Annotated in this window: 19 protein-coding genes and 2 tRNA genes; 9 read left to right on the top strand and 12 right to left on the bottom strand. The window is 57.7% G+C overall.

All coding sequences use genetic code 11. The features are described 5' to 3' along the window. Window positions 1-25: 25 nt before the first annotated feature. From ABRP98_RS07810 to ABRP98_RS07795, 4 genes are read right to left on the bottom strand one after another with little or no spacing between them, the layout of a single operon-like run. Window positions 26-1630 (bottom strand): dipeptide ABC transporter ATP-binding protein, encoded by a 1605-nt coding sequence (locus ABRP98_RS07810; RefSeq protein ID WP_349858491.1) that lies wholly within the window; start codon window positions 1628-1630, stop codon window positions 26-28. Then, entirely contained in the window at window positions 1630-2442 is an 813-nt protein-coding gene (locus ABRP98_RS07805) for an ABC transporter permease (protein ID WP_284852546.1), read from the bottom strand. The genes ABRP98_RS07810 and ABRP98_RS07805 overlap by 1 nt, the downstream gene beginning before the upstream one ends. Beyond that, window positions 2439-3470: an ABC transporter permease gene (locus tag ABRP98_RS07800; protein WP_349858488.1), complete on the bottom strand. Its 1032-nt coding sequence runs from the start codon at window positions 3468-3470 to the stop codon at window positions 2439-2441. The genes ABRP98_RS07805 and ABRP98_RS07800 overlap by 4 nt, the downstream gene beginning before the upstream one ends. Window positions 3471-3473: 3 nt before the next feature. Beyond that, window positions 3474-5129 (bottom strand): TIGR04028 family ABC transporter substrate-binding protein, encoded by a 1656-nt coding sequence (locus ABRP98_RS07795; protein ID WP_349858487.1) that lies wholly within the window; start codon window positions 5127-5129, stop codon window positions 3474-3476. Between the two features lie 202 nt (window positions 5130-5331). On the opposite strand from ABRP98_RS07795, the gene ABRP98_RS07790 reads away from it, so the two are divergent. Beyond that, window positions 5332-7203 carry an FAD/NAD(P)-binding protein gene (locus ABRP98_RS07790; protein WP_349858486.1) on the top strand — a complete coding sequence of 624 codons (1872 nt, stop codon included), beginning with the start codon at window positions 5332-5334 and terminating at the stop codon, window positions 7201-7203. A gap of 21 nt (window positions 7204-7224) precedes the next feature. Here the strand turns inward: ABRP98_RS07790 and ABRP98_RS07785 are convergent, their stop codons facing one another. Then, entirely contained in the window at window positions 7225-8382 is a 1158-nt protein-coding gene (locus ABRP98_RS07785; RefSeq protein ID WP_284796450.1) for a cystathionine gamma-synthase, read from the bottom strand. A gap of 154 nt (window positions 8383-8536) precedes the next feature. On the opposite strand from ABRP98_RS07785, the gene ABRP98_RS07780 reads away from it, so the two are divergent. Then, the gene (locus tag ABRP98_RS07780; protein WP_349858484.1) at window positions 8537-9541 is read left to right on the top strand and encodes a mechanosensitive ion channel family protein; all 1005 of its coding nucleotides are present in this window, start codon (window positions 8537-8539) and stop codon (window positions 9539-9541) included. Next, window positions 9542-9925 (top strand): globin, encoded by a 384-nt coding sequence (locus tag ABRP98_RS07775; RefSeq protein WP_284853612.1) that lies wholly within the window; start codon window positions 9542-9544, stop codon window positions 9923-9925. A gap of 135 nt (window positions 9926-10060) precedes the next feature. Here the strand turns inward: ABRP98_RS07775 and ald are convergent, their stop codons facing one another. The 6 genes from ald to ABRP98_RS07745 all read right to left on the bottom strand — a co-directional run bounded on the left by ald (window position 10061) and on the right by ABRP98_RS07745 (window position 17136). Then, window positions 10061-11152 (bottom strand): alanine dehydrogenase, encoded by a 1092-nt coding sequence (gene ald / locus ABRP98_RS07770; RefSeq protein WP_349858481.1) that lies wholly within the window; start codon window positions 11150-11152, stop codon window positions 10061-10063. 257 nt (window positions 11153-11409) lie between these two features. After that, window positions 11410-12048 carry a DUF8185 domain-containing protein gene (locus tag ABRP98_RS07765; RefSeq protein WP_349858479.1) on the bottom strand — a complete coding sequence of 213 codons (639 nt, stop codon included), beginning with the start codon at window positions 12046-12048 and terminating at the stop codon, window positions 11410-11412. A gap of 42 nt (window positions 12049-12090) precedes the next feature. Next, complete coding sequence (locus tag ABRP98_RS07760) at window positions 12091-12504, bottom strand: acyl-CoA thioesterase (protein WP_284771298.1); 414 nt, start codon at window positions 12502-12504, stop codon at window positions 12091-12093. Between the two features lie 11 nt (window positions 12505-12515). After that, window positions 12516-14186, bottom strand: a complete 1671-nt coding sequence (gene ettA, locus ABRP98_RS07755) for an energy-dependent translational throttle protein EttA (RefSeq protein ID WP_349858476.1) — start codon at window positions 14184-14186, stop codon at window positions 12516-12518. 109 nt (window positions 14187-14295) lie between these two features. Further along, on the bottom strand, window positions 14296-14892 hold the full coding sequence (locus ABRP98_RS07750; RefSeq protein WP_349858473.1) for a single-stranded DNA-binding protein: 597 nt from the start codon (window positions 14890-14892) through the stop codon (window positions 14296-14298). 192 nt (window positions 14893-15084) lie between these two features. Continuing rightward, a complete protein-coding gene (locus ABRP98_RS07745) occupies window positions 15085-17136 on the bottom strand; it encodes a bifunctional copper resistance protein CopD/cytochrome c oxidase assembly protein (RefSeq protein WP_502878790.1) in 2052 nt (683 codons plus the stop codon). Between the two features lie 66 nt (window positions 17137-17202). Here ABRP98_RS07745 and ABRP98_RS07740 point away from each other — a divergent pair, with 66 nt between their 5' ends. The 4 genes from ABRP98_RS07740 (at window position 17203) to cmrA (ending at window position 20722) form a co-directional block, all read left to right on the top strand. Next, entirely contained in the window at window positions 17203-18126 is a 924-nt protein-coding gene (locus tag ABRP98_RS07740) for a LysR family transcriptional regulator (RefSeq protein WP_349858468.1), read from the top strand. 40 nt (window positions 18127-18166) lie between these two features. Continuing rightward, window positions 18167-18240, top strand: a tRNA-Arg gene (locus tag ABRP98_RS07735). A gap of 477 nt (window positions 18241-18717) precedes the next feature. Then, window positions 18718-19560 carry a RelA/SpoT-related domain-containing protein gene (locus tag ABRP98_RS07730; protein ID WP_349858466.1) on the top strand — a complete coding sequence of 281 codons (843 nt, stop codon included), beginning with the start codon at window positions 18718-18720 and terminating at the stop codon, window positions 19558-19560. A gap of 361 nt (window positions 19561-19921) precedes the next feature. Then, entirely contained in the window at window positions 19922-20722 is an 801-nt protein-coding gene (gene cmrA / locus ABRP98_RS07725) for a mycolate reductase (RefSeq protein WP_349858465.1), read from the top strand. Here cmrA and ABRP98_RS07720 read toward each other — a convergent pair. After that, a complete protein-coding gene (locus ABRP98_RS07720) occupies window positions 20719-22263 on the bottom strand; it encodes an alanine/glycine:cation symporter family protein (protein ID WP_349858461.1) in 1545 nt (514 codons plus the stop codon). The two genes, cmrA and ABRP98_RS07720, sit on opposite strands and share 4 nt — an antisense overlap. A gap of 161 nt (window positions 22264-22424) precedes the next feature. Between ABRP98_RS07720 and orn the strand changes: the two genes are divergently transcribed. Continuing rightward, window positions 22425-23066, top strand: coding sequence for an oligoribonuclease (gene orn / locus ABRP98_RS07715; RefSeq protein ID WP_349858459.1), 642 nt, complete (start codon window positions 22425-22427; stop codon window positions 23064-23066). A 49-nt stretch (window positions 23067-23115) separates the two neighbouring features. After that, window positions 23116-23191, top strand: a tRNA-His gene (locus ABRP98_RS07710). The last annotated feature ends 149 nt before the right edge of the window (window positions 23192-23340 follow it).

Raw genomic sequence — 23340 nt, 5'->3', positions numbered from 1 at the left:
ATGCGAATGGAGGGGCCTAGTTGGACTACAGCCCTAAGTTTAGGTCGCCCGCGCGGTAGCGAGAGCCGGGAATGGCCGCAATAAGTTCGCGGGTATAGGCCGTTTCCGGATGCGCAAAGACCTCTGCGGTTCGGCCCGATTCCACCTGCTGCCCATGTGACAGCACGGATACCGTATCCGAAATCTGATTGACCACGGCCAAATCGTGCGAAATAAAGATATACGTTAGACCTAGTTCTTTTTGCAGCTCATCAAGTAGGCGAAGGATCTGCGCTTGCACTGTAACGTCAAGCGCCGAGACGGCTTCATCAAGCACGACCAGCTCCGGCTCGACGATCATGGCACGGGCGATAGCTACGCGCTGTCGCTGCCCGCCGGATAGCTCCTTCGGCTTGCGGCCTGCCATCGCTGAATCAAGAGCAACCAAGTCCAAGAACTTCTGTGCCTTTTTATTGGCATCGCGCCGCGAAGCACGCTTAAAGTTCCGGACCGGCTCAGCGATCGTTTCCCCAATACTCAGGCGCGGATCGAGCGAACTAAAAGGATTTTGGTACACCAGTTGAATCTTTTGCCGCAGTTCCCGCAGGCGCTTTCCCTTCACACCGGTCAATTCCTCACCCGAGAGCCGAATGGTTCCTTCGGTGGGCCGAGAAAAAAGGGAGATAGCACGGCCGGTGGTGGTTTTACCCGAACCTGACTCACCTACGAGGGCATGGGTGGTGCCTCGCGCAACCGTAAAACTTATATCGCGCACGGCATTAAAATCCCCGAACCGTTTGCTCAGCCCTTCCACTTCCAATAAAGGCGTGCCCCCTTCGGTTGCGGTGCGGCGAGTGAGGGTGGGAGTGGACAATGAGGGGGCATCGGCAAGCAGGCGCTTAGAGTACTCGTGCTGGGGCGCGGTTAACACATTGGCGGCCACTCCAGACTCGCGCACATGGCCCTTTTCCATCACCACGATGGAATTAGCGCGATCCCCGGCCACGGCAAGATCGTGGGTAATAAACAATATGCCCATAGTTAGTTCATCGCGCATATCATCCAGCAAATCCAGAATGATCTTCTGCACGGTGACATCGAGCGCCGAGGTGGGCTCATCCGCAATGATAAGTTCCGGTTCCAATGCTACGGCTGCGGCAATCAACGCACGCTGTTTCATACCACCGGAAAGCTCATGGGGATACTGGCCGTAGCGCCGCTCAGGATCATCAATGCCGACGCGGTCCAAAAGCTCCACCGCGCGCTGGCGGCGAGAGTGTTTAGTACCCTGCGAACGCACGGCCATTCCTTCTTCCACCGCGGCACCGATGGTTTTTAGGGGGTTCAGGGAATTATTGGGATCCTGCGGGATCAAAGCGATGCGTCGACCACGCAATTCACGCCACTGTTTCTGCGAATATTGCGTGACATCGCGGCCATCGAAAGAAATGGAACCGGATACGATGGAGGCATTTTCCGGCAACAGACCAATGGCTGCCATTGCGGAGGTGGACTTACCGGAACCAGATTCGCCGACAATGGCGGTCATTTCCCCGGCATTTACCTCAAGGTTAATGCCGCTGGCGGCCTGAAACTCGCCATTGTCTGTGCGATAGGTAATGGACAGATCTTTTACGCTTAGAAGAGACATTAGGCAGCCTTTCGCAGTGTCTGGCTTAAGTGATTAGCCGCAAGTACAACGGCAACGATGACGGCGCCGGGGGCGAGGGTTAGCCAGCCGGCGGTGGCGATATAGTCACGTGATTCCGAAATCAATAACCCCCATTCCGGCGTAGGTGGCGGAGTGCCATAACCCAAAAATCCCAGGGTTGCTAGCTGCAAAATGGCCAGGCCAAATTGCAATGCCGCGACTGCAAAAACTGCGGTCAAGGAGTTAGGCAAAATATGGCGAGTAAGCACTTGGAAAGGAGTGCCACCCGAGCCATAGGCCGCCTCCACAAAGTCCGATTCGGCAACGCTTAATACCTGCGAGCGGGCCAAGCGGGCAAAAGTGGCAACAGAAGTAATACCGACAGCAATAGCGGCGTTAAAGGTGCCATGCCCCAAAACAATGATGACAGATAGCGATAGCAGCAGGCCCGGAATGGATAGGAGCACATCCACAACGCGCATAATGACCGCATCCACCCAGCCTTTCTGTACGCCGGCAATAATGCCAAGCACCGTGCCTACGGTAAGACCGAAGAGCACCGCGATGAGGGCACCGAGCAAGGATTGGCGTGCGCCGTAGATAACGCGAGTATAGAGATCGCGCCCTACGGCATCGGTACCGAACCAGTGTTGCGAGCTGGGAGCCAATAGTGCCTGTGTATCGCCGCCCTGGTTAGGATCCTGGGAGGCAAAAAGATGCGGAAATAGCGCGCACACAACAGCGAAAGCTAAGACCACCACGGAAATTACGGAGCCGGGAGAAGTCAGGAGTTTCTTCGTCTTCAGATTCATGCTTGAGCCTTCTTTTCATCCGCTTTACGGGCTGCGTGTTGCACCCCAACGTGGTGAGTGGCATGCGACGTTGCGACGGAAGTGGCACTACCCTTATCCCGGTCACGCAGGCGAACGTCGAGAACTGGGTAAAGCAAGTCCACCACAAGGTTGATGAGGACAAATATGGTAGCCGCCAGCACCACGATGGCGAGTAGCACCGAGGTATCGCGATTTGCTACGGCATCCACGGTCAGTGCACCGATACCGTGGCGCGCGAAGACGGCCTCCGTCACCACGGACCCGCCCACTAGCTCGCCGAAGGTTAGACCAGCCATGGTAAGTGCCGGCAGAATGGCGTTGCGCAAGACATTGCGCCACAACAGCCAGGCTTCGCTAGCCCCCTTTGCGCGTACTACCTGTACAAATGGCATATCCATCACCTCATCGATAGAGCGCATCAGCACCTGGGCCAACGGCGCGGAGACGAAAAGTCCCAAGGTAATAACCGGTAAGACAAGTCCCTGCGCTGTAGAAGCACCGATGACTGGAACCCACCCCAGCGCGAAGGAAAATACTTGGATCAAGATGATGCCCACCCAAAACGTTGGGGCCGAAACCAATACGGAAGGCAGGCCGCGAAAGAAACCGCGCAACCACACCAGCGGACCAAAGGTAGCGGCAATGGCGATGACAAAGGCCAGAACCACCCCAAATAGGAAGGCAAGCAGCGCGAGGGCGAGGGTAGACGGCAGGGCATCAGCAAGCATGTCTGCCACGGGTGTACCGGTGGCCACGGAAAAGCCGAAGTCACCGGTGATAAACCCGCCTAGAGCATTCATATAACGGTTAACTAACGGCTCATCGGCCCCGTAAACCTCTCGAATGGTGGCGAGCTGCTCAGCCGTAAGACCCAAGTTGGGGTTGTCGTACCGGGAGGCAACGGCGTCCCCGGGAAGCGCCGTAAGCAGGATAAATGCCACGGTAAACGTGGCCCAGATGACCACAACGGCTTGGCCTATTCGCAACGCAATCGATGTTGGACTCATGTCTTATTCCTGCCCTTCTTCCGCATTGATCTTCACCGCATAAAAGGAAGGGCGCCCGATGGCTTCGGTGGTAAGGCCCTCCACATAGGGCTGGAAGCCATAAACTTGTGGTTCCTCAAAGAGCGGCAGAATATAGGCCTGCTCCGAAAGGTAATCCTGCATCCGGCCGCTCATTTCGAGACGTTCTTTTTCGCTCTTTAAAGAGAAATGCTCCTCCACCATGTCCTGCAGCTTGGGGTCACCGAAGGAATCGGTTCCTTCGTCATAATTGAGGAAGGAATTGCGCCCCTTGCCGTTGATCCAGGTAGCCAAGGTATCCACGTTGGCGCGCCCAACCATGGAGTGGCGGACCTGTACGGAATCCTGGTCCTTCATGGCTTTATCCTGTGCAGTCCGGTCTCCCGGATAGAGGTTGGCTTCAACCCCGATGTTTTTCAGCATCTCTTGGACCTTGGTAAACATCTCGCGGGAACGAGGCTGCGGGACGGACTCATTGAATGTCAGAGAAAGGCGCTTCCCATCTTTCACGCGGATGCCATCCTCGCCTGGAATCCAACCGGCTTCATCGAGTAATCGCCTGGATATATCCGGGTCAAAGGCATAATTATCGGATTGATCCTTAAAGCCTACGGCGGTGCGAGCAAGGATAGATGAACCCTTGGGATAAGAATCCGAATACAAGGTGCTCAGGATATTATCGCGGTCGATGGCGTGAATCAGTGCTTGGCGTACGCGCTTATCTGCCAATAGCGGGTGCCGGAAGTGGAAGTGGTAGCTATTATTCACACCCCGGGTTGGCGCAGCAAGGACCTGAAGGTTCTTATCTTTTAAGTGCTTTTCATCGGGGGCTTCGATCTGGCGGGCGATATCGGATTGACGAGCTACGAGGGACCCCACGCGCACGGAATCTTCTGCCGCTAACACCACATTGATGCCCTCAATTTCTGCAGGGCCTTGGTGGTCTTTCCGGGCAGGCGGCGCCCAGTCATAGTCCTTGCGCGCCTTTAGCACCAGCTTGGTGCCCATATCCTCTTCCTCAATGACAAAGGGCCCCGAACCAGAAATATCGGTAGCGTGGCCAGGTGAAAAGCCCGTATCATCCAAGTCCAACGTGTCATTAGACAACAAGGCCTGGTTCATTACGGACGTGGATTGCGGGAAACCTGGGGACGGCTCGCTGAAGTAAAACTTCACCGTGTAGTCATCAATGACCTCGGATTTCACGTAATTGGGAAGCTGCTCCGACGGGGTCAGCATGCGGGAATCATCACCATTGGCATACAGGTCATAATTCTTTTTCACGTTTGCTGCATCCAGCACGGAACCATCGGAATAGGTCACGCCTTTACGAATATGGAACGTAAATTCGGTGTCATCCGCATTAGTGTCAGGCAGGTCCTCCGCAATCCATGGGTGAAGCTCCAAGGTTTCTGGGTCCTGCCAGAGCAGGCGGTCCGCGATGTTATTGAGCACGCCGCCGTTGGGATAATAGCCGCCCGCCGGTGGATAGAGGTTATTGAACATATTCGGCTCGGCATAGGTCACCATGCCATCTTCGGCCGCGTGGGTAGTATTCGCGCAAGAACTGAGCGTTACAACGAGCGCGGTGCTGGCAACCACCGCGGCGAGAGGCTTAAAAAGCCGATGTAGATACTTCATAAGGGAGGTCAATTCCTTAAAGGTTGAAGTTGGACCAACCCATTAGAACACACCGCCACCACAAACACAAGACCGCACGGTCTACCCTCTACCCAGCACTCATTGGGGTTTACTAATTTTACAGTAGACATCTTGGTCTACTTATCTAAAACCGGAGAGTCCAATAAAACCGTCCAGGGTGCGGTGTGGCACGATAGGTGTTATGGCTACTCCTGCAATCGCGATCGTCGGCATGGGCCCGCGCGGCATTTCCATCTTGGAACGCCTCACCGCCCGCATGGATGATTCCAGCTCCCCCGTTACCGTTCACCTCATCGATGAGGCCCAGCACGGCGCCGGCCGCGTCTGGGAAACCGACCAAACCAAGACCCTGTGCATGAATACGCGCGCGGGGGCTGTCACGCTTTTTACCGAGCCCGGCGCGACGGTAAGCGCCCCCGTCCTCGAGGGGCCGACGCAATACGAGTGGATCCAACTGCTGCGCGGCGAGGGCGATAAGGTCGCTACTGCCAAGCGCGAGCTTTTTGCCCAGCACCCTCCCGCCCCGCGTATTGCCACCGAGTACCGCGCGGAACTCGCCGCTACCCGCCCGGAATCCAACCCCACGCGCGCGTTATACGGCGAATACCTGCGCTGGGTCTATGACGTGGTGCTGGCGCGCTTGCCCGAGAGCATTTCTACGGTCAGCCATCACCACCGCGTGGAGACCATTACCGCGGACGGCGCGGCCGATATCCTGCACCTGGACGATGGCTCGCAGGTGCGCGCCGATGCCACGGTCCTAGCCTATGGCTGGATGGCGCCGCGCTTTAATGATGAGGAGCAGCGCTTGGCGGAGTCCGGGCTGCGGTGGATCGCACCGGGCAACCCCGTGGAACAAGACTATGCAGCCATTCCTGCCAGCGAAGACGTGCTGGTGCGCGGTTTGGGCATGGGCTTTTATGACATCATGGCGCTGACCACCATCGAGCGCGGCGGCAGGTTCGTCGAGGATGCCACCGCTCGCTCTGGCCTACGCTACGAGGCGGGCGGGAAGGAGCCACATTTCATCGTCTCATCCGGCCGCGGTTATCCCTTCCATCCCAAGTCCGAGTACAACGAGCTGCCGCCGACGATGCCGCGGCGGCGGTTGTATGAGGTCATCGATAAGCTCCAGGGCACTGAGGACATCGACTTCGACGCCCAGGTCTGGCCCGCCATCGCCCGCGATAGCTACGAGGCGTATATCACCACGCTGGAACGGGTGAATCCGGCGGCGCTGCTCCGCCCGCGGGAAGAGATTCTCGCGGTCATCGATGCCACTGCGCCGGATGATCTCGGCACCGCCCTTTCTCCCCTGGTCACCCAGCCGTGGGATATGACCGAGCTGATGTACCAAGTCGCTGGTTTTACCGGCGATATTTCGGCGTTGACCGCCCACATCGCGGATAGCCTGGCGGGCGATATCCAGGAGGCTGCGGCGGGCCACGATTCGCCCATGAAGGCCGCGCTGTGGTCACTGTCCCAGTCGCGCAAACCCGCCTCTATCCTCGGCGCAGAAGGCCGCTATACGCGCGAGTCCCGCACGGGCCGCTACGCGCAGTTCATGTCCTTTGGGCAGATGGTGGGCTCGGGTCCTCCGCTTTTCCGCGTGCGCCAATTGCTCGCGCTTGTCGATGCCCACCTAGTCCACTTCCTCGGCGATCACCCCACCCTCGCCATCGAGTCAGACCATTTCACTCTGACTTCTGGCCCGCGCTCGGCATCCGCGCCCACGCTTGTCGATGCCTTTATGCACAAGCCCGATATCCGCGTCGCCGGCGATCCGCTCACCCGCGGATTGGTCGAGGGTGGACGGGTGCGCCCGTTTGCCGATCACAGGCAGGACACCGGTTCCCCCGAAACCGATGGTGCCACGCGGCGCACCGTACATCCTGATGGCAGCCTAGATGAACGCCTGCATATCGTGGGCATCCCCACATATGCGCAGTGGCCGGATACAACAATTTCCCCTATGCCGGGCACGGACCCGCTCATGCTGCAGGAAACAGATAAGACCGCCGGATCCCTGTTAAAGGTTGCCGGCGGCCACTAAGTACGCGTTTTAGAGCGCTTTTTAAAGGGCGTCGAGGGCCTGCTGCAGATCCGCTAGCAGGTCATCGATGTCCTCGATGCCGATGGAGATGCGCACCATGTCCTCCGGCGGCACCAATTCGGATCCTTCGGCCGATACGTGTGTCATATTCTGCGGGTGCTCGATGAGCGATTCCACCCCACCCAGCGATTCCGCTAGGCAAATAAGCCGCGTATTCAAACAAATCTGCTTGGCGTGCTCTGGGTTGTGGAAGCGCACGGACATCATGCCGCCGAACCCACGCATCTGCTGCGCCGCCAGCTCGTGGCCCGGGTGCTCCGCCAATCCCGGGTACCGCACCTGTTTGACCTCTGGGCGGGCCTGTAAGAATTCCGCCACCTTTTGCGCATTGGCGCAGTGGCGGTCCATACGCACGCCGAGGGTCTTAATACCGCGGGCGGTCAGGTAGGCATCGAAAGGCGAGGCGACCGCACCCACGTTGCCCTGGAAATACAGCAGCTGCTCATCCACCTCGGGGTCATTGGTAACTACGGCGCCACCGAGGACATCGGAGTGCCCACCCAAGTACTTCGTGGTGGAGTGCAGGACGTGGTCTGCGCCGAGTGCGAGCGGGTTCTGGAGGTACGGCGTGGCGAAAGTATTGTCTACCAGCACCTGCGCATTGCCCTTAACCTTGGCCACCGCCGCAATATCGGTGATATTCAGCGCCGGGTTGGTCGGGGTTTCTAACCAGATGAGCTTGGTATTGTCCTTTACCGCGGCGGCGACGGCATCGACATCGCAGGTATTGATAATGGACATCTCCACGCCCCACTCCGTGAAATCATTAAGCAGGCGGTAGGACCCACCGTAGGAGTCATTGCCCAAGATGACGTGGTCGCCGGGACGCACCAGAATGCGCACCATCGTATCGGCGGCTGCCATACCAGTGGCAAAGACGCGGGCGTAGTCCGCACCCTCCAGCGCAGCCAAGGTCTTTTCAAGGGATCGAACCGTCGGGTTGGCCACGCGCCCGTATTCGAAGCCGCCGCGCAGCTGCGCGAGGCCATCTTGGGCGAACGTGGTCGAGGCGTAGATCGGCACGTTAATGGATCCCATGTGCGGATCCGGGTGATATCCAGCGTGAATGGATCGGGATGAAAATCCTTTTGCCAAGTTATGCGCGCTGTGTTCAGTCATGCCTCCCAATCGTAGACTAAGCGGTTCATCCACACCGGCCATTCGGCAATTTATATTCGGTTCCACGCGCGCTGCAAATTCTGCGCTGTCAGTGAGATTTCAGGATTCTTCTCTAGAATGGGTGCGGTTAGCTTGTGTCTACGATCAAGAAAGAATGATGAGTACGAACTTATTTATCACGGCTCAGGGCGCTGCAGAGAAAAAAGACGATGCAGTCGAGTCCGTATCGAGCTTCTGGAATGACGAAAACGTTCAGCTTTGGCTTATCGAGCGGCCCATTCGCATCGGCCTCATTATCATCTTGGCCTTCATTGCGCACTGGGCGCTGCGCCACCTTATCAACCGGCTGGCGAAAAACAGCATTAAGGCCTCCACCCTCAAAAAGCCCAGCCTCAGCCGCAGCAGGTCTGGAGAGGACGGACAACCGGATGACACCCTGCGAGAAACAAGGGAGGCCCGCCGGGCCTCGAGGATTAAGACCCTCGCCGGCGTGGGGCGATCGGCGGTTGCCATCGTGGTCTGGGTTTCGGCCGGCATCGCCATCCTGGATGAATTGGAAGTCAACGTTGCCCCGCTGATCGCGTCTGCCGGTGTAATCGGTGTCGCCCTCGGCTTCGGTGCACAGGAACTGGTCCGAGACTTTCTCTCCGGTATCTTCATGCTCATTGAGGATCAATACGGCATTGGCGATGTCATTGACTTAGGCAACGGCGTCTTCGGTGACGTCGAGTCCATTTCCCTGCGCATTACCACCGTCCGCGATATCGACGGTGCCCTGTGGTACGTCCGCAATGGCGAAATCTTGCAGGTGGCTAACCACTCCGATGAGTACTCCGTTGCCCGCATCCAAATCCCTGTCGGGCTATCCAATGACCCTGAGGTTGCTGGCGATGTCATCGACAAGGCCGTCAAGGATGCCGTCAAGGACGAAAAGATCCGCAAGATGGTGCTCAGCACCCCGCGCATCGACGGCATGTCCAAGTTCGAGCCGGACTACGTCTCCTTCCGCGTTTCCACCAAGACGCTGCCGGGCCGCCAGTGGGACGTCCAGCGCTTTGTCCAGTCCCGCGTCCTCAACGTCATGCACGCAGAGGGCATCAGCACCCCCTACCCACACGGCATCGGCATTGCCAATCCGCACAAGGGAGACGATGCCTAAATGAATTCCGTCTATGAAGCCATCGGTGGGACCCCTACCTTTGAACGCCTAGTGCATGGCTTTTATGACCAGGTCAAAGAAGACGACGTGATTGGCCCCATGTATCCAGATCAAGATTGGGAAGGCGCGGAACAGCGCCTTACCTGGTTCCTGATTCAGTACTGGGGCGGTCCCCAACACTTCTCCGAAAACCGCGGGCACCCGCGCCTGCGCATGCGGCATGCGACCTTCCCCATCGACATGGAAGCTCACGACCGCTGGCTCGAGCTGATGGGAAAATCCCTCGATGGCATCGAGGAAGACACCATCCCGCCGGCGTATCGCACCATGATTTGGGACCACATGCAGCGCGTCGCCGCCATGCTCATCAATAGAGCGCCTTAATTTTTCACCTGCTTGTAACGCTGCTTTTGCAAGCGTTTCAAGCCACAAACAGGGGCCCGCGCACTTCCATATTAGGTAGTGCACGGGCCCCTTTACTGTGCATCAGCGCTAGCACCGGCTTGCGCTAGCACCTATCTAGTCCTGCCAGTCGAATGCCTGGCGTACCGGCTCGGATACCAGATTGCCGCCGCGGGTCATGACGCCGGAGCGCAAGCCTGGGAAGCGCTCGATTGCGGCATCCAGGTTGTCGTTGGCTACCGCGCGGATATACGGCAGCGTCGCCGAAGCCAAAGCGCGGGCCGAGGTATTAGCCACCGCACCAGGCATATTGGCCACGCAGTAGAAGAGCGTGTCGTGGACCTTGAAGGTCGGCTCGTCGTGGGAGGTCTTGCGCGAGTTCTCGAAGCAGCCGCCTTGGTCGATGGCGACATCGACAAGCACTGCGCCCTCCTTCATCTTCTTCACGGTCTCCTCGCGGACCAGCTTTGGTGCCGCCGCACCTGGAATCAGTACGGCGCCAATGACGAGATCGGCCTCCTCCAACTCCTTATCCAGCGTGGACGGATCAGAGATCAGGGTGCGCACGCCGCCGGCGTACTGGTCATCAAAGCGCTGCAGGACGTGCGGATCCACGTCCAAGACCGTGACCTCTGCGCGCAGACCGTGTGCCATCGCAACGGCGGACGCGCCTACCTGGCCACCGCCGATGACCACCACGCGCGCAGGCTGGGTGCCCGGGATACCGGAGACCAAGAGGCCGCGGCCGCCCTGGGTGGACAAAAGGTGGTGTGAACCCTCAATGACGGCCAAGCGCCCAGCAACCTGGGACATAGGGGTCAAAAGCGGCAGGGTGCCGCGGCGGTCCGTAACGGTTTCATAAGCAATCGAGGTCGTCTTCGATTCCGTCAGCGCCTCCGTCAGCGGGCGATCCGCTGCCAAGTGCAGGTAGGTAAAGACAGTGAGATCCGAACGCAGGTACTGGTACTCGGACTCGAGCGGCTCCTTTACCTTCAGCAGGAGCTCGGCCTTGGCCCACGTCTCGTCCGCAGAATCAACGATGGTAGCGCCAGCCTCTACATACTCCTCATCGGGGAAGGACGCGCCTACGCCTGCGCCCGTTTCGATGAAAAGCTCGTGCCCCTCAGCAACCAAGGTCCGCACCTCAGTTGGGGTGAGGGCAACGCGGCTTTCATTATTCATGATTTCTTTAGGTACAGAAATGCGCACGGAGGTTCTCCTTCATGTGTTGGTTACAGAGGCGAAAATTTACTTCTCGCTGTCAGGTTAACGCAGAATACGAAGGAGAATATAAGTTTGTGTATATTTCACGAACGGGGGTGACAGCAATAATCGCACTTTCCCCGATACCGCAGTGTATGGGGTTAAAAATCCACACCAGGAAAATATCTACTACCCCCGACTATTGGGTTATAGGTATCACTCACTGTCTGTTTTGGGCGGTGAGATCCCAGATTCGGGAGTAATTACAGAACCGATAGCCGCGTGGAACGGTAGATGCTGCCAAACGGTGCATCAAGGCGCACCCACCGGCCAAGACTCGACACTCGCAGGTGCCGCGGAATATCCATGGAGGCAGAGAACCCCGGAATTAGCCCCAAGTTGGTGCAGGCAAAGATCATCCGCATCGGGATTTCCACCGTCTGTCCATTGCCTTCAACCGTGACCACGGTCTGATTAAGCAGGCTGGGTGGCGGGCCCATGGGGCCGGAAAACTCTCGGGTCAGCTTTTGGCCCTGATCCGAAAGGTCGCGAACCACCGTCACAGGCAGGGTGTCCACCACGCTAAATCCGGTGGCCGGCGGCAATGCCCCCGGCCACGACGCATCGCGGGCTGGGCCGAGTTCCATGATGCCGGTGCCATCGTGTTCCGCGAGCTGTTGCTCCAGCGTCTCCGCGGACACCGCTGCCCCATCGCGGGAGACAACCCCCTGTACCCGCCGGGAGGCGACGACCTCGAAGGGGGTGGTGACGAAGGCATCGACGACGTCATCGGCAAGCTGGCGCAGACGCACCGACGCATTCGCGTCCACCCCAACTGCGCGCGCAAGAAGGGCCCGTAAGCCAGGTCCTCCGCTGCGAACTTCAAGCGACTCGGTGACCATGGCTAACGGGCCCTACCTTTCTTCATGTGCCTAGTGCGCCAGTTAGGAGGCGCTCATCTGCAGAATATCCTTTTCCTCATCCGTAAGCGGGCGCGGGGTGTGCTTCTTCTTGTCAATGACAACCTGCACACAGTTCACCGTGGCCGCTACCTCCCCAGCAGCGGTCTTGACCTGCTGGGTCGTGGTAAAGGATGACGAACCGATCTGGGAAACGGAGGTTTCCACGATGACGTGGGCATTGCCCTCAAAGGGAATGGGCCGCATATAGTCCACGTCGAGATGACGCACCAATGCCATGAAATCGATGCCCTTGGCATAGATATTCTCCTTGGCAAAAGCCAAGCGTGCTTCCTGGGCAACCTCAATATAGTTGGCGTTCATCATGTGGCCGTACATATCGAAATCGCCCCAGCGGGTGGGCACTTGGTGGGTATGCGCGTTATCGGTCGCCATCATTCTCCTCAGGATTATCGGGTGAGCTTGCGGTGAGTTACGCAAGAAGGACGGGCGGCGTCTTCTCCCAGACGCTCCACCTTGTTCTTCTCATAGTCACCAAAGTTACCCTCAAACCAGAACCATTGCCCCTCGGCAACGTTGCCTTCCCACGCCAAAATGTGGGTACAGGTGCGGTCCAAGAACCAGCGGTCGTGGGAAATAACAACGGCGCAGCCAGGGAATTTCTCCAAGGCGTTTTCTAGCGAACCCAGGGTTTCGACGTCCAAGTCGTTGGTTGGCTCGTCAAGAAGGATAAGGTTGCCGCCCTCTTTCAGGGTCAGCGCCAAGTTCAAGCGGTTGCGCTCACCACCGGAGAGCACCTTCGACGGCTTTTGCTGATCCGGGCCCTTGAAACCGAAGGCGGAAAGGTATGCGCGCGATGGCATCTCATTTTGGCCAACGTGAATATAATCCAGACCGCCGGAAACGACCTCCCACACGGTAGCCTCTGGGTCGATATTCTCGCGGTTCTGGTCCACGTAGGACAGCTTGACGGTCTCGCCGACCTCAACAGAGCCATCATCCGGTTCTTCCAAACCGACGATGGTCTTAAACAGCGTGGTCTTACCCACACCGTTCGGGCCGATAACACCGACGATGCCGTTGCGCGGCAAGGTGAAGGACAGGTCCTTAATCAGGGTTCGATCATCGAAGCCCTTGACCAGGTTCTTCGCCTCGACGACCTTATTGCCCAAGCGCGGCGGCGTAGGAATCTGGATTTCCTCGAAGTCCAGATTCTTGTACTTCTCCGCCTCGGCAGCCATCTCTTCGTAGCGCTCCAAACGCGCCTTGTTCTTGGCCTGGCGAGCCTTGGCACCGGAGCGTACCCATTCCAGCTCGTCCTTCAAGCGCTTGCGCAGCTTGGCGTCCTTCTTACCGGCAACCTGGAGGCGCTCTTGCTTCTTATCCAGGTAGGTGGAGTAGTTGCCCTCGTACGGGTACAGCTTGCCGCGGTCCACCTCGCAGATCCAGCCTGCCACGTGGTCCAAGAAGTAACGGTCGTGGGTGACGGCCAAGACGGCACCTGGGTAATCCGCCAAGTGCTTTTCCAGCCACTCCACGGACTCGGCGTCCAAGTGGTTGGTGGGCTCGTCCAAAAGCAGCAGGTCCGGCTCCGTCAACAGGAGCTTGGCCAAGGCCACGCGACGGCGCTCACCACCGGAGAGGTTGGTCACCGGGGCATCGGAAGGCGGGCAGCGCAATGCTTCCATTGCCTGCTCGATCTTGGAATCAACCTCCCATGCATCGGCAGCATCCAGGTCCTCTTGCAGCTTGCCCATTTCTGCCATGAGCTCGTCGCTGTAATTGGTCGCCATTTCTTCGGCGATTTCCTCGAAGCGCTGCTTCTTTTCAAAGATATCGCCGAGGCCCTCCTCGACGTTGCCGCGCACGGTCTTTTCTTCATTCAGCGGCGGCTCCTGCTGCAGGATGCCCACGGTAGCGCCCGGGTCGAGGAATGCCTCACCATTGGAGGGCTGATCCAAGCCGGCCATGATCTTCAGAATGGAGGATTTACCGGCACCATTGGGGCCGACCACACCAATCTTGGCGCCCGGGTAGAACGCCATCGTGACATCATCAAGGATGACCTTATCGCCAATTGCCTTGCGCACGTTTTTCATCGTGTAGATGAATTCGCCCACTTTTACCCCTTTGCAAAAATTTGGGAGACGTATTTATCTACACAAACACTACATCAGAAAGCGTGCCTAGGTGCCTCGGGGCGGGTGAACCCGAGGCGGATGGCTGGCGCTATGCATGCACGGTTTCGGCGGTCTCCTCCTCTTGCGTTGCTACTTCCTCGGCCTCTGGGGCTGCCACGCTATTTCCCGCTTGGATGCGGTCTGCAGCGGTATCGGCGGCGGTATCTCCCGGCGCGGAGTTATCCACGTCGGGCTCAACTTCGTTATCGCCAAGCTCCGGAATAGCGATGTTTTCCTGGTTATATTGCGGCGCCAAGCGTTTTGCGCCGATGACGTGGCGGTTTAGGTCCAAGCCCACATACTGTGCCTTGATATAGGTGCGGTAGTGGTCCTTGCCCTCATCATCGCGCCACTGATCAGAGACGATCGAGCCGCAAACGAGCAGTGGCATTCCCTTAGCCAGGGATTTCTTGACGTTGATGGCAAATTGGTTCCACATTTCCACGTCAATAAAGAGGTGGTCTACATCGCGCCACTGCTGCTGGCCGCGCTGGTTCTCCGCCTCGGTGCCGGTATCGGCGGGGCGGTCAGGAACGCGCCGTGAGGATGCGATGCGCAGTTTGGTTTTATATGCGCCGGTCGAGGTCTTGGTCAAGATCGGGTCTTGGGTAAGGCGGCCGGTGAGCATCACTGGGTATTGAGACATGGTGCTGAAATTCCTTTACTAGGTTGTGAGTTCGCGAGTGGTATGTCCCTCGCTCGCCTTCACATCCTGCTGCCGCAGCGCAACCCGCACCATGCTATGACCATCAACGCTGTGGATAACTTATTGTTCTCTTCAACAAAGTGGCGCCAGGATGGTCACTTTCGGGTGGGTTATCCACAAGTGGCCGGCTATTTAGTGCCCGCGGAACCCGCTTTCATCGCCGTGGCTCATATTCTCCAGCATCGCGTTATAGCGGGCGAGCTCAGCGTCATCGTCCGCCTCCGCCTGCACGTCGTGGCGCCGTGCGGTCGCGCGGTCATCGCGCAGCCAATCCAAGAAGAGCTTGCCAAAGACAATGACCAAGGGGAATTGGCCAAAGCCCCAGGCGATGCCCCCACCCACGCGCTGATCCTGCAACAGGTCCTGATCCCAGGGCAGCTCGAGGTACTGATAAAAGTCGAGGCCAAGCACCGTTTGCAGCTGCATCAGGTACACGCCGGCGAAGAGGTGGAAGGGCATCGACAAGAAAAGCATGCCAAGCCGGAAGGGCGTGGAATGGCGCTTGGGCAGGGGATCTGGGCCGATGACCTCCCAGAAATAGAAGTAGCCGGAAATGAGGAACACGTAGTTCATGATGAGGTGGCCGGCGTGCTCTGAAATCGCAAATTCGTACAGGCTCGGAAAAAGATAGAGCACGTAGAGGAAAAAGAGGTACTGCGCCAAGTTCACGAAGGGATTGGTAATGATCCGCACGAACGTGGATTGGGTCAGCGCCAAGGCATAATCGTGCGGGCTGGGCTGGCCCTTCGGCCCCGGCTCGTAGGCCTCCATGACCAACGTGACGGGCGCGCCTAACACCATGAGCAGCGGAATGGTCATAGACAAAATCATGTGCACCAGCATGTGAATGGAATACATGGCCGGCATGTACAGGCCGAGCCCGGTGGACATGACGAGCGTAAGTCCCAGCGAGCCCACCATAAACCACGCGGTGCGCCCCTTGTCCCAGTTCAACCCGCGCTTGTGCACGCGGTAGACCAAGTAGCCGTATGCCGCGGCCAAGAGTAGGCCAATCGTGCCAAACATGATGTCAAAGCGGAACATCGTCCAGATATTGAATACCGTGGGCGCCTCATGCAGGTTATAGCCCATAAGGATCTGCATGGAGCTCAAATTTGGGTCACGCGGTGGCGGCGGCACGGTGCGCCCCAGGGTGATGGCTACGCCAATCGTTCCCGCCATGACTGCGAGCTCCACGATGGCGATGCGGATAAAGAGCCGCGGGTTTCTATCTAACTGCGGAATGGTGAGCTCACGGTGGATAAGCCCCATAATGCCCAGCAGAATGGTGAGCACGAATTTGGTAATCAGGATAATGCCGTAGGGTGATTGCGGCAGGTCCGAAATATCCATCCGGATGAGCGTATTGACCAGGCCGGATACCGCCAGCACGACGATGGCCATGAACGCGATGGTGGAATAGCGCTTGACCGCAAAGGCGAGGTTCGGGCCCAAGCGCCGGCCGTGCGCGATAAGCGCCATGAGGCCGCCTACCCACAGCATCACAAATACCAGGTGCCACAGCAGCGAGTTCGTGCCGTAATCGTGGTCGCCACCGGTCGCGGAGTGGCCTTCAAGTCCGATGGGGACTACTTGCAGGATGGACAGCAACAGCAGGACCGGCTGCATGGCCCAGGTGCGACTGAGTCTGCCAATAATTCCCACGGTGAGGGCGATGAGCACCGCAATCCCCCACACGATGGTGGAGGAAATTTCCGTAAAGGCCATTTTCAGAATGGTCAGGTTGAAGACCTTAAAAAACGGCGTGCCGGTAAGGTCCGACATGATCATCGGGATTTCTACCAGCCCCACGGCCGCAACGCCGAAGGCCGACCACGTACCGGTGCGGGCGGCGATATGGCCGTCAACCGATAATGGTGCCCCGATGAGGGAATCGTTCTCGCCACGCGGGGCGATGAGAAACGACGAGGCCAAAAAGGAGCCCACAGAAAGCGCCATCAAGAGCCACGCCAGTCCACGAAACAGTGGCAGGCCAAAGGTGGTAATCCGCCCAGGGTCCGGAATGCCCAAGGCTGCCAAGGAATCCGCCAATAAAAATAAGGAAACGAACCCGGCAACCAAGCCAGCAAAAAGCATTGCTGCAATAAAAATTCCCCAGGAAGGACGGGGTTTTTGCGTTCCAGACTGCGTGCTTTTGACCAGCTTATTGACCATAGCTCGCATTCTATAGGGCCACCCTAATGCAAAGCGAACGCATATTTTTCCCCTGGATATGCCATGATAGAGCCTATGGACACCCGTCAACTTCTTTATTTCCGTGCCGTTGTAGACAATGGGTCCTTTACCCATGCCGCCGCAGCCCTCGAAATGACACAACCCTCCCTGAGCCTTTCCATCCGCAAATTGGAAAAGGAGCTCAATACCCAGTTGCTGTCCCGGGGTCGTTCGGGCGTAACTACCACGGAGGCGGGTGATTATGTCTATGACACCGCCCTTAAGGTTGATGCCCTGCTTGCCGATGCCCAGCGCCACATCAGCGAAATCACCGGCGATAACGCCAATACCGTCTCCCTGACGTCGTGTCCCATTTTGAACTGGGAATTTACCCCTTCCATCCTCTCCGAGCTCACCGAAATCCACCCCTCGGCTCGCATTAGCTTGGATGATTCCACCGCGACCACCGCCATTAAGCGACTATTGGAGGGCCAGGTGGACCTCGCGCTCTTGCCGACGTCCGACCCCAAAGCCTTCATTCGCCGCTACTCGCCCGAGCTGACCATCCACGACGTCGCCGAGTTCGACTACACCCTCGCGGTGCCAGAAAGCCTGTCGCACCTCCCCGCTCCGATCTCCTTGCGGGACTTGCGCGAGGAAACCTGGCTGGTGCCTCCCCACTGCCGCGAGCTTCCCGGCATGGCAGAGCTCTACGATGAACTGTGGGAGAACCACCCCTCCTACAAGCCGAATCACATTCAAGACGTGACATCGCTGCACGCTGCCATTCCGATGATTTCCAGTGGCTTTGGCATCAGCTTCATGCCACGGTGCGCCCCCGCGCTGCATCCGCAGGGCATCGCTTCGCTAACGGTCAAAGAGGAACTTCCGCGGTTCCACGCCATCGTGGCGTACCGCTCCGACCGCGAACTGACCCCAGCCGCCCAAGAATTGGTCGGTATTTTGCGCACGCACAATTCCGCCCGCCCCCTGGCTTAGAAATCACCGTGGCCGTGGGCTAATATGAGTGTGCTGTCCAGCCCCCATAGCTCAGCGGATTAGAGCAGTGGGTTTCTACCCCATGTGTCGCGGGTTCGAGTCCTGCTGGGGGCACCGCAGCTCAAGGCCACTTTCTGACGGATTAACACCGCGAGGAAAGTGGCCTTTGGGCACACAATGGGCACAATCCTTTGAAAATAACGTATCGCAACCGGAAGTGAACGCGCTTAAATCTTCCGGATAAAGATGACCGTATCTGTCCTTCGTAATGGTTACGCTCGAGTGTCCAAATATCATCTGAAGCACTCTAGGATTTGCCCACCCTTAATTGCCAGCGATGCCAAGGTCTGCCGTGAATCGTGCGGTGTGAAGAGAGTGCCGAATGGAACATATCCGAAAGCAGTAGCCCACAGTCAAGATGCCTGGATCACCACACGAAATTCGGCTATAAGCTCCGCCCGCGAGGTCCCTACTTCAACCCAGGACTACTGCAAAAATGGGTAGGACGGGGAAAGATAGAGTTAAAACTCAACCTCTCTGCCCCAGCAACTTATCCGCTTAGGGATATTATTCGGAACCTACAGAACTGACATGGACTTCATAAAGACCAAGCCCGACCGAGATTCATTCACCTGGAATCAGGTACACAAAGTCGGAAGCAATCTGCGCAAAGGCACCCCGTACGACGAGGAGATACTTCTTCGATTCCTCGAGCACCAAGCCGTTCTCTGCGACGCTCTGATGGAAATAGCAACCAACACAGTCAGATGCCTAATTTATCCATTAAATGAACAAGAAGGATCGATCAGGCCTGACTCGGGCGATTATGTATTTGCCGCCAGGGTTAAGACATTCGGCACGCTTATAGAAAAACTTCGGAGGATGCCAACATATCCGCTGGAAAACATCTGGGACGTGTCAGGGCTTAGGTTTGACTGCGATTTAACCCTATCCGAGCAAATCAAGATAGCTGAACTTTTTAAGGAAGATTTTCTAAACGCCGGTGCAACCAAGGTCGAGATTAGTGACATGAGAGAGAATGCGCACTCCGGTTACCGAGCCATACATTTGCACCTTGTCACCCCTGCGGGGCGCGCTGAGTTTCAAATAAGAACAGCCATGCAGGCCCAATGGGCGAACCTCTACGAGGTCGCAGCTGATATCTACGGCAGGGACATTCGCTACCTGGAATTTGGTGCGAAACCGAACCCCGCGGCTCGCACGGAGATGGAACTTCTACATGAGGCTTCTGGCACTGTCCATCAAGCGGAGAGAGTCGCTGATAGTGTCTTCATCCCTTTTAGCTCCACGAGGCGAGTCGGCCCACTGCATTCGGAAATTCGTCAGCTGAGGAGCCGTGCTTTTGGCATACTCGAAGATAGACTTTCGGAATTAGTTAAAGTACGGTCAGATATCGCGCAGAAAGGAAAGTGACAAGCTCCATGCCAGCATTCTTGATTGAATACCATCGCAAAAAGGGCACTGTCCGATGTGAAAAGTTCGATTCACTCTCCGCAGCTACGCGTGAACGATTGCGTTTAGACCGATCCAATAATGACCCGGATATGGAAATTGTGGCGGTTGCTAGCGCGAGTGAGGAAAACCTCCGCCAGTCACACTCCCGATATTTCTCCGGAGCGTAGCAGTCACGGGGAGCTGAATGGCCGCCTGATGGCCTATTAGGAGGCCCCTCGAACTTCTTTATACCTGTGAAGCCTCGAGACTTTTTCGCAGCATGCCGGCTTTTTGTCTACGCTGGGGTCTTTAGCAAACGGCTTCTTCGAAAGGCTCGACAATGTCACTTCCGGCACCATCTCGTACCTCCTATGCCCTGGTTACGGGCGCTAGTCAGGGCATCGGCAAGGCGATGGCCCACGATTTTGCGGCGATGGGCTATAACGTCATCCTCGTTGCCCGGCGCGGCGAAATCTTGGAAGACATAGCCGCAGAACTTGAGCGCCGCCACCACATTGAGGCCAGTGCCCTGCCCGCGGATTTGGCCACCGATGAAGGGGGCGAGGTAGTCATTGACGCCATCTCCTCCAAGGAAGTCTCCATCCTGGTCAATTCCGCCGGCATCGCCAGCTTCGGGCCCTTCATGGACCAGGACTGGGGCTACGAGTCCTCCCAATTCGCCTTAAATGGCACCGCCGTGCACCGCCTGACCCGCGCCGCGCTGGAACATATGCTCCCGCGGCGTGCGGGTGCCATCTGCAATGTGGGCTCAACGGCCGGCAATATCCCCATCCCCAATAATGCGACCTACGTCTTTACCAAGGCCGGGGTGAATGCGTTTACGGAGGCGCTGCACTATGAGCTCAAGGGCTCTGGCATCAGCTGTACCCTGCTAGCTCCTGGGCCGGTGCGCGAGGCGACCATCGCCGAAGAGGACCAGACCATCGTGGATAAGGTCGTGCCCGATGCGTTGTGGACCACATATGAGTCCTGCTCCAAAGAGACCATCGCGGCCATGCAAAAAGGCCAGCGACGCGTGGTCCCTGGCCCCTTGTCAAAGGCGATGAACGTGGTCAGCAAGGTGCTGCCGACCCCAGTCATCGCGCCGCTCATTGGGCGGTTTTATTCCCAGATGGGCTAGCTTTCCGCATTCTCGCCGGCGGCTTGCTTGCTGGCGGCTTGTGCCGCCGCGCGGGCGTTTTTGCGGTCCACCCAGAAATCGGCGTTCTTGATGCCCACCGCTTCTGGGTCGAATTCCGGATCCTTGCCCGCCTTCTTTTGCTTCTCGTAGTCCTTCAGGACCTTCAGCGCCGGCACCTGCAGGAAGAGGATGGCGATGATATTTAGCCATGCGGTGGTACCCACGCCGATATCGCCCAGCGCCCAGGCCGAGCCCGGAGTCGTGGTAGCACCCACGATGACCGAGACGATAATCAGGATGCGCAGCGCCCATACTAGGCCGCGGCGAACCGCGCGGGACTTGACCCAACGGTTGAAGTAGGTCAGGTTGACCTCGGACATGTAGTAGTACGCCAACACGGTGGTAAAGGCGAAGAAGGCAATAGACACGGCGATAAACGTCGGGCCCCAGCCGGCAAAGACGCTATCGAGGCCGGATTGGACGAAGCCGGGGCCGACCGCGACGTCATCGGGAAGCGAGCCCTGGTAGACAACCTCGCCATCCTCGGATTCGCCGCGGAAGACGGTGTACATATCCGTGGAGATGATCATGAACGCCGTTGCGGAGCACACGAAGAGGGTGTCGATGTACACGGCGAAGGACTGCACGAAGCCCTGCTTAGCCGGGTGGGAGACCTCCGCGGCGGCAGCGGACTGCGGGCCGGTGCCCTGGCCGGCCTCGTTGGAGTAAATACCGCGCTTAACGCCCCACATGATGGCCACACCCAGCATGCCGGAGAACCCAGCCTCGAGGTTGAAGGCAGACTTAAAGATAAGTCCGAAGACCTCTGGAATCTGCGAGTAGTTAATGAGCATCACGACGATGGAAATGCCGATGTAAATCACGGCCATAAACGGCACGACCAGGGTGGCGAAGTTAGCGATGCGCTTGACGCCACCGATAATGATGATGGCCAAAATGCCGGCTAGGACTACCGCGGCCCAAGTGGAGTTAATACCCCACGCGGTATCGGCCGCCGCGGCCACAGCATTGGCCTGAATGCCCGGCAGGAAGTAGCTGGTGGCCAAAATCATGGCGATGGCAAAGAGGATGCCGTAGACCATCATGAACGGCGCAGCCTTGGTGTGCTTATACGCCTTTTCGATGTAGTAGGCCGGGCCACCGCGGTACTCGCCGGTGTCCTGGTCCTTTTCTTTATAAATCTGCGCCAGGGTGCACTCGATGAAGGAGGTGGACGAGCCCAAGAGGGCCACCGCCCACATCCAGAACACCGCACCAGAGCCACCGAAGGCAATGGCCGTGGACACGCCGGCGATATTACCCACGCCCACGCGGCCAGATAGCGAGACCATCAGCGATTGGAAAGAAGAAACACCGTCGTCGGATTTTTCGCCCTTAGAAATTTGTCGCAGCATATCTGGAATGCATCGGACCTGCAGGCCCCGCGTTACCACGGTGAAATAAACACCCGCACCCAAGCACAAAAACACGAGGGCGGGCGACCAAATTATGGAATTGAGGGCATCGAGAAAGTTTGCCATCGAGAAACTCCTTAGTGATTCGCACCTCCCTTGTGAAGCACGATATAGAAAGTATGCCGTAAATCACTTTCCCGTGTCGGTAAAACGATAGGTAAATTTTTCTTTTCGCTTTATGGGATGCGGATCGGGGCGCGCGGAGGGCCCGGCCGGCCGGGGTTAGAATGGAACGCATGTCTTCTCCCGAAATCGCCGCAAAATACGATCGCCTCGTGTGGATCGACCTGGAAATGACCGGCCTCGACCCAGAGCGCCACGTCATCGTCGAGGTGGCCGCAGTCATCACGGACGGCAATCTCAACATCCTTGGCAAGGGCATCGATCTCGTCGTCCACGCCACCGAAGAGGAACTATCACAGATGGATTCCTTCGTCACCGAGATGCACGCAAACTCCGGCCTCGATAAAGAAATCCGCCAGTCCACCACCACCATCCGCGAGGCCGAGGACGCGGTGCTGGCGCTCATCAACGAGCACTGCGAGCACCCCGCTCCCCTGGCCGGCAATTCCATCGCCACCGATCGCACCTTCATCCGCGCCTACATGCCGCGGCTGGATGAGGTGCTGCACTACCGCATGATCGACGTCTCCACCATCAAGGAGCTCGCCCGGCGCTGGCACCCGCGGGCCTACTACAACCAGCCCGATAAGGGCATGGCCCACCGCGCACTGCAGGACATCATCGAGTCCATCCGCGAGCTCGATTTCTATCGCCGCAGCGTCTTTCGCACCGATGAGGGCCCAACTTCTACCGAAGCCGAGGACCTCAAGGCCGAAACCACCGCCGATTACCAGGCGTTTTTGTAATTTACGCGGCGTGAGTTAACCTATATCTCGTTGCTTTCGCGCAACGATGGTGGCTGTAGTTCAGCTGGTAGAGCACCAGGTTGTGATCCTGGTTGTCGCGGGTTCGAGTCCCGTCAGCCACCCCAAACTCCCGAGCCCCGCGCTCGGGATTTTTTATATCTCCACCACCATTTCCTCCGAGCGGGCCCTCCCCGCGAGGGTTAAACGACAAAACGTGTTGTTTTTCGGCGTGTCGAGTTAAACGACATTTTGTGTTGGTGGGGGTAGGGGTTTA

This window comes from Corynebacterium sp. KPL2838 (assembly GCF_040225455.1).
Taxonomy (GTDB): Bacteria; Actinomycetota; Actinomycetes; order Mycobacteriales; family Mycobacteriaceae; genus Corynebacterium; species Corynebacterium rhinophilum.
The sequence above is the reverse complement of the archived record's forward strand: the minus strand, read 5'-3'. Positions and strand labels throughout refer to the sequence as shown.